Genomic DNA, 5,005 nt, shown 5'->3' with positions numbered 1-5,005 from the left:
TAAAAAATTAGCGAATTAGCGGTAAAAAAATGAAAAACTTCGCCAACCTAATAAAAGCACTCGACAGTTCCAATAAAACGACAGTTAAAGTCGATGCATTGACTGAATATTTTAAAAATGTCTCGCCAGAAGATAAAGTTTGGACTATTGCTATTTTGTCACATCGTCGTCCACCAAGACCTGTAAATACAACTTTATTGCGACTTTGGGCAAATGAATTGGCAAATATTCCAATGTGGCTTTTCGAAGAAAGTTATCATATCGTTGGTGATTTAGCCGAAACAATTGCACTCATTATTCCAACGACCAAAGAACATTCTGATAAAAGTTTAACTGAATACCTGCAAGAAATAATTGCTTTAAAAAAGAAAACCGATGATGAAAAACGAGCTTATTTACACGAAAATTGGCTGGCTTTAAATTACTATGAACGTTTTGTTTTTACCAAATTAATTACTGGAAGTTTCCGAATTGGTGTCAGCCAAAAATTAATGACTCGCGCCTTATCAAAAGCTGAAAATGTAGATGAAGATGCTTTGGCTTATAAATTAATGGGCAATTGGGATCCAAATAAAATTACTTTTCAGGAATTAATTTTAGATGAAAAAAGCAGCGATTATTTGTCAAAACCGTATCCATTTTATTTGGCTTATCCCATAGAAGGCGAAGTTTCAAATCTTGGAAATCCAGAAGATTGGTCGGTAGAACACAAATGGGATGGCATTCGGTCGCAAACCATAATCCGTGAAAACGAAATTTTTGTTTGGTCGCGTGGCGAAGAATTGGTCACCGATAAATATCCAGAATTTCATTCTTTTGTCGGAATTATTCCAAATGGAACGGTCATTGATGCAGAGATTTTAGCATTTCCGAATGATGAAATTGGCACTTTTAATGATTTGCAAACTCGAATTGGTCGCAAAACAACTTCGGCAGCTTTGTTAAAAAGCAATCCTGTGATTTTAAAAGCATACGATTTATTAGAATGGGAAAGTAACGATATTCGGAATTTACCATTTGAAGAACGCCACAATTTATTAGAAAAATTATTTGAAAGTATAAAAGATAAAAACCTCCCATTTTATTTATCAGAAAGAAAAATTTTAAATTCTTGGGTAGATGTCGCCACTGAAAGAATGCGCGCCAGAGAAATGAAAAGCGAAGGTTTGATGATAAAACACAAAAATTCTACCTATCAAGTTGGTCGAAAAAAAGGCGATTGGTGGAAATGGAAATTGGAACCTTTAGTAATTGATGCCGTTTTGACTTATGCTATGCGCGGTAGCGGAAGACGAAGTAATTTATTCACTGATTATACTTTTGCATTGTGGCAAAATAACGAAAAAGGGGAACGTGAATTGGTCACTTTTGCAAAAGCTTATTCCGGTCTAACCGATGTAGAATTTAGGAAAGTAGATGATTTTATTAAAAAAAATACAATAGACAAATTTGGACCCGTGCGAAGTGTCACACCAGAATTGGTTTTTGAAATTGGTTTTGAAGGTATTGCGCTTTCCAAACGTCACAAAAGCGGCGTGGCAACTCGTTTTCCAAGGATTTTGAGATGGCGATTGGACAAGAAAATTGAGGATGCTAATTGCATTGATGATTTGAAAGCAATGATCATTTAGCCACGGATTAAACGAATTAGTACGGATTAAAATAAATTAAAAAAAAATCTGCGTAAATCTGTTTAATCCGTTAAATCTGTGGCCAAAAAAATATAACTATAATAATATTAAAAGATTGCATCGTACCTCGCAATGACAAGAGAACAACTTTACCAAATTGCAGAAAACTGGTTCCACAATCAAAACTGGAAACCATTTCCCTTCCAAACGCAAACTTGGACAGCATTTCTGCAAGGCAAAAACGGTTTACTAAACGCGCCAACGGGTAGCGGAAAAACTTATGCACTTTGGTTTCCGATAGTTCTCAATTACATTAAAGAAAATCCTGAATATAAAACTAAACATAAGCCTGGATTAAAAGCCATTTGGATTACACCTTTGCGAGCACTTTCTGTTGAAATAAAACAAGCTGCGGAAAGAGTTGCGACCGATTTAGGTACGCAAATGACTGTCGGAATTCGCTCTGGTGATACTACAACTTCTGAAAGAACTAAGCAAAAAAACAAAATGCCCGATTTGCTAATCACCACACCAGAAAGTTTGCAATTGCTTTTGGCCACCAAAGAATATGCTAAAACTTTCGCTAATTGTACGGCAATTGTTATAGATGAATGGCACGAATTATTAGGAACAAAGCGTGGCGTTCAAATGGAATTGGCATTATCAAGACTAAAAACCATTGCACCAAAAATGCGCATTTGGGGAATTTCGGCAACCATTGGAAATCTCGAATTGGCACAAGAAGTTTTGTTGGGAAATAATTCGGATGCATTTAAAAACTCGGTTTTGATTAAGGCAAACATCAATAAAAAAATTACTGTAAAATCGATTATTCCAGAAAAAATGGAAACCTTTCCGTGGCGTGGTCATATGGGTTTACACTTGATAGCCGATGTGGCGAAAATCATCAGAAAAAGTAAAACGACTTTGATTTTTACCAATACAAGATCACAATGCGAATTGTGGTTTCAAGCATTGTTAGAAAAATATCCAGAATTTGCTGGCGAAATGGCAATGCACCACGGAAGTATTGCTCGTGAAACCCGAGTTTGGGTTGAAAATGCTATTAAAAACGAAGATTTGAAAGTGGTAGTTTGCACGTCGAGTTTGGATTTGGGTGTCGATTTTGCACCTGTGGAAACTATTATACAAATTGGCGGACCAAAAGGCGTAGCTCGATTTTTACAACGAGCTGGACGAAGCGGTCATCAACCCGGAAAAGAAAGTGTTATTTATTTTCTCGCCACACATGCAATGGAATTAATCGAAGCTTCGGCACTCAAAAAAGCAGCTACAGAAACGATTGTGGAAGACCGAATTCCGTATTTGAATAGTTATGATGTTTTAATTCAATATCTGAATACTTTGGCGGTTTCCGACGGATTTTTTCCTGATATAATTTTCGAAGAAGTGAAAAAAACCTTTTGTTATCAGAATTTAACCAAAGAAAATTGGAATTGGATCTTGAATTTTATTTCGCACGGAAGTCAGAGTTTGCAAGCTTACGACGAATACAAAAAAGTAGAAATTGACGAAAACGGATTGTATAAAATAAATAGTAGAACAATTGCAATGCACCACAGAATGCAAATTGGAACTATTGTGAGCGATGCAAACTTGAATGTAAAATTTTTGAGTGGTGGTTATATCGGTTCCATCGAAGAATGGTTTGTTTCAAAATTAACTCGTGGCGATACCTTTACTTTTGGTGGAAAAAAATTAGAATTTTATGCCATAAAAAATATGAATGTTTTGGTTAGAAAAGCCGATGCCAAAAAAGTTTCGAAAACCGTGAGTTGGATGGGCGGAAGAATGACATTGTCTGCACAAATGAGTGAATTGTTGCGAGAAGAATTGTATGCTGCAAACAATGAAAATTTAACACCAGAATTAAAAGCACTAAAACCTATTTTTGACAGACAACGAAGAGAAAGTATTGTGCCAAATACCAACGAATTTCTAATTGAAACTTTTAAAACTAGAGAAGGTTTTCACGCCATTTTTTATCCGTTTGAGGGCAGGTTTGTGCACGAAGCTTTGGCTAGTATTTTGTCGTACAGAATTACTTTATTGTCTCCAATATCATTTTCTTTAGCGTATAATGATTACGGATTTGAATTGCTTTCTGATCAAGAAATTGATATGCAAGCCGTTTTTGACAACAATTTATTTTCGTCAGAATTTGTACATCACGATTTGCAAAAAAGTTTGAATGCCACCGAAATGGCGCGGCGAAAATTTAGAGATATTGCTGTAATTGCTGGATTGGTTTTTACAGGAATGCCTGGAAAACCTATTAAAACAAAGCATTTGCAAAGTGGTTCACAATTGTTGTTTGAAGTTTTTAGAGATTACGAACCAGAAAATTTATTGTTGCAACAAGCGTATATCGAAACCTTTGAACATCAATTGGAAGAAGGACGATTGTTGCAATCGTTGGAAAGAATTAACAAACAAGAAATTGTTTGGAAACAATGTGAAAAACCTACGCCTTTTAGTTTTCCTATAATTACCGATAGATTGCGTGAAAAATTGACTAGCGAAACTTTGGCGGATCGGATTGCAAAAATGACGGCTAGTTATATGAAATGATATTACTGTAAATTTGATTAAATTATTTTTGCTACAGATTTCACGGATTAAAAGGATTAAAAAAAAATTTAAATTAAATCTGTGGAAATCTTTTAATCTGTGGCAAAAAAAACTAAAATATGACAATAAAAATAAACAATCATACTTTTGAATTACACCAATTTGGTGCGATTTTCTGGGAAGAGAAAAATATGCTTTTAATTAGTGATGTGCATTTGGGAAAAGTGGCGCATTTTAGAAAACACGGAATGGCAATTCCGAATGATGCGATTTTTGAAAATTTTGTGAGATTGAATGATGTTGTTGATTTTTTTAAACCTAAAACTATTATTTTTTTGGGAGATTTATTTCATAGTAAAATAAATAAAGAATGGGAATTGTTTGCGAATTGGACCAAAGAAATAAGTCAAGAAATTATTTTGGTAGAAGGCAATCATGATATTATTGCCAATTACAATTATGAAAATTTGAACATAAAAATTTTTTCAGAGTTGATAATTGATACTTTTTTATTAACGCATCATCCAACTGAAAAAGATAGTTTTTTTAATTTTTGCGGACACATTCATCCGGGAATCAAATTGAAAGGAATTGGTAGACAATATCTGAATCTGTCATGTTTTTTTCAAAAACCCAACCAAATGATTTTGCCAGCTTTTGGCGAATTTACTGGAAATTTTTATTTGGTTCCAACCGAAAATGATTTGGTTTACGCAATTACTAAAGATGGTGTTTTTGAAGTTTTAATTAATTGATTTACAATTATTTAGAATAATTACGAA

3 protein-coding genes are annotated in these 5,005 nt (G+C 34.2%); all 3 read left to right on the top strand.

The genetic code is table 11. The features are described 5' to 3' along the window. Window positions 1–29: 29 nt before the first annotated feature. Complete coding sequence (locus RMN92_RS01125) at window positions 30–1,631, top strand: ATP-dependent DNA ligase (protein WP_309607623.1); 1,602 nt, start codon at window positions 30–32, stop codon at window positions 1,629–1,631. A gap of 132 nt (window positions 1,632–1,763) precedes the next feature. Then, entirely contained in the window at window positions 1,764–4,223 is a 2,460-nt protein-coding gene (locus RMN92_RS01120; RefSeq protein WP_309607622.1) for a ligase-associated DNA damage response DEXH box helicase, read from the top strand. Window positions 4,224–4,342: 119 nt separating this feature from the next. After that, the gene (gene pdeM, locus RMN92_RS01115; RefSeq protein ID WP_309607621.1) at window positions 4,343–4,978 is read left to right on the top strand and encodes a ligase-associated DNA damage response endonuclease PdeM; all 636 of its coding nucleotides are present in this window, start codon (window positions 4,343–4,345) and stop codon (window positions 4,976–4,978) included. The last annotated feature ends 27 nt before the right edge of the window (window positions 4,979–5,005 follow it).

The organism is Flavobacterium sp., assembly GCF_031363805.1.
Classification (GTDB): Bacteria; Bacteroidota; Bacteroidia; order Flavobacteriales; family Flavobacteriaceae; genus Flavobacterium.
This window is presented reverse-complemented; position numbering and strand designations above follow the sequence as displayed.